The sequence below is a fragment of the Alteromonas sp. S167 genome (assembly GCF_036864375.1).
In the GTDB taxonomy this organism is placed as follows: domain Bacteria; phylum Pseudomonadota; class Gammaproteobacteria; order Enterobacterales; family Alteromonadaceae; genus Alteromonas.
In genome coordinates, this window is record NZ_JAZETR010000023.1 from 1 (window position 1) to 1,854 (window position 1,854).

The 1,854-nt window shown below is 41.4% G+C and carries 4 protein-coding genes; 2 read left to right on the forward strand and 2 right to left on the reverse strand.

Annotated elements, in window-relative coordinates:
* Positions 1–5: 5 nt before the first annotated feature.
* The gene (locus V7R35_RS17710) at positions 6–299 is read right to left on the reverse strand and encodes a type II toxin-antitoxin system RelE family toxin (RefSeq protein WP_007991254.1); all 294 of its coding nucleotides are present in this window, start codon (positions 297–299) and stop codon (positions 6–8) included.
* Positions 289–537, reverse strand: coding sequence for a type II toxin-antitoxin system Phd/YefM family antitoxin (locus V7R35_RS17715; protein WP_131137100.1), 249 nt, complete (start codon positions 535–537; stop codon positions 289–291). The genes V7R35_RS17710 and V7R35_RS17715 overlap by 11 nt, the downstream gene beginning before the upstream one ends.
* A gap of 232 nt (positions 538–769) precedes the next feature.
* On the opposite strand from V7R35_RS17715, the gene V7R35_RS17720 reads away from it, so the two are divergent.
* Both V7R35_RS17720 and V7R35_RS17725 read left to right on the forward strand, forming a co-directional pair.
* Positions 770–1,207, forward strand: coding sequence for a DUF695 domain-containing protein (locus tag V7R35_RS17720; RefSeq protein WP_334016209.1), 438 nt, complete (start codon positions 770–772; stop codon positions 1,205–1,207).
* A gap of 125 nt (positions 1,208–1,332) precedes the next feature.
* Positions 1,333–1,788: a hypothetical protein gene (locus tag V7R35_RS17725; protein WP_334016210.1), complete on the forward strand. Its 456-nt coding sequence runs from the start codon at positions 1,333–1,335 to the stop codon at positions 1,786–1,788.
* The last annotated feature ends 66 nt before the right edge of the window (positions 1,789–1,854 follow it).

Below are 1,854 nucleotides of genomic sequence, written 5' to 3' on the forward strand. Positions count from 1 at the left end.
AACCCTTATTCAGCATCAAGTCTTTTTAATGCTTTTTTGTAAGCCTCATTTCTCTCGCGTTTTCCCACTGCTAGCACTGTAACTACAACTACGTCATCAAGTACCTGATACACCAGCCTATATCCTGATTGACGTAATTTTATTTTATAAACATTATCGGCACCTAACACTCTATCTGGGGCTACGTGCGGTGTTTTTAATCTCTCTGCTAACTTCTTTTTCAGTTGTTGCTGCAAAGTGCTACCTAGTTTATTCCATTCTTTTAGGGCGCTTCTTTTAAACTCTAATTTATAGGTCATCCAAATTCACCGAAACGCTTTCTTCACCTTGCCTTTCACTAACAAGCTGTAGTAGTTCCAGATCCTCCAAACGATCCATCATTTTTTCGTAAATCTCAGCCGGGACACAGTAGAATGCGGGTTCATTCCTATTCAATATAGCAACAGGATCACCATATGCACTGCTCGCAACTTTCATAGGGTTTGCTTTTAGTTCTGTAATACTTGCAGCAACTTCCGCCAAAACTCTCGCCGCCATAACGGTCTCCTAAAAGGTCTTTAATTAGGTCATTTTAGGCTATCATTGTTGGTTTAACAAGCGCATAAACTCGCTCACTACGTTCGCTGGGACAAAAATACGTAGGCTCCCAGCTCTTCGCTTGGTATTGTAGCCTACATATTTTTGCCCGTTATGCGGGTGTTATGTTCCTTGTTCAATATTGAGGGAAGTTTTGAAAAGGGTATTGTTACTTATTACATGGAGTTTCTTGATGACAACTGCAACGGCTGAAAATATTTACTTTACAGCAACAGGTGAACAGAGTGGACTTCCAGTAATTTATAGAAGCATGCACTCTGTTCCTACTGGAGTTATAGAATCAGACTATCCAAATTTGATAAATATCTACTGGGGATTTGACGTAAACGAAAATAATGGAATGCCAAATGAAACAGCAAATAATCGACAAATTCAATTTGAGGAAGCTATTTCGCCGTTAGACAAGAAGGAAATTAGCTTCCTAATGTTAGTCGCCACAGGAAGTGGAAGAAAAGAATGGGTGTGGTACGTTAAAGACGTGGACTCTTGGATGTCGCAGTTAAACACATTACTAGCAAGACATGAGGTGTATCCAATAGAAATTGAAATTTCCCAAGATCCTGATTGGTCTACCTATCACAATTTTCTGGCTGGGGTTGATGGAACATAACAAACGCATTAACACTCGCTGCGCTCGCTAGGGACAAAAACACGTAGGCCCCCTTCGCTTCGCTCTGTATTATAGCCTACGTATTTTTGCCCGTTATGCGGGCCGTTAGGTGCCCCAGGAGATTTATGGCAATACGAGAAGTTCGGCTCAATTTTTTTGGTAACGAAAATATTCGTGAACTAAATGGAACCATAGGTCAGCCGTTTACTTGGTTCATGGACGGAGTCATGAGAGGGCGATTTAAAAGTTATTCGGGCATCGAAGTCAAAGGTATAAATATCGTCAACTGCAATTTTAGGGAAGCTGGATTTAAATGCTCAGATACATGGGAGACGTTGCTAAACACACACCAAATCGAGCTCCCATTTGTGCCAAAAATGTTTGTAGGTGAACAAGTTACGCAAGTCATCACGGGAATAAAATATTTTTGTGAAATTGCAAAAAATTCACCGTTGCCCCAAGTCAAGCTGATATCGGAGCATGCATTAGAATCTCTAACAGACCAAAAAATTTTGGAGGCTATTGAAAAGGCGGATGAATACTATGCATACATGCTCGAGCAACATCGGCAGGGCACCTAACAAACGCATTAACACTCGCTGCGCTCGCTAGGGACAAAAACACGTAGGCTCCCTTCGCTTCGCTCG

Excerpts from the sequence above, each read along its gene's own strand:
- V7R35_RS17710 (WP_007991254.1), bottom strand. The coding sequence starts at position 299 with ATGACCTATAAATTAGAGTTTAAAAGAAGCGCCCTAAAAGAATGGAAT.
- V7R35_RS17715 (WP_131137100.1), bottom strand. The coding sequence starts at position 537 with ATGGCGGCGAGAGTTTTGGCGGAAGTTGCTGCAAGTATTACAGAACTA.
- V7R35_RS17720 (WP_334016209.1), top strand. The coding sequence starts at position 770 with ATGACAACTGCAACGGCTGAAAATATTTACTTTACAGCAACAGGTGAA.
- V7R35_RS17725 (WP_334016210.1), top strand. The coding sequence starts at position 1,333 with ATGGCAATACGAGAAGTTCGGCTCAATTTTTTTGGTAACGAAAATATT.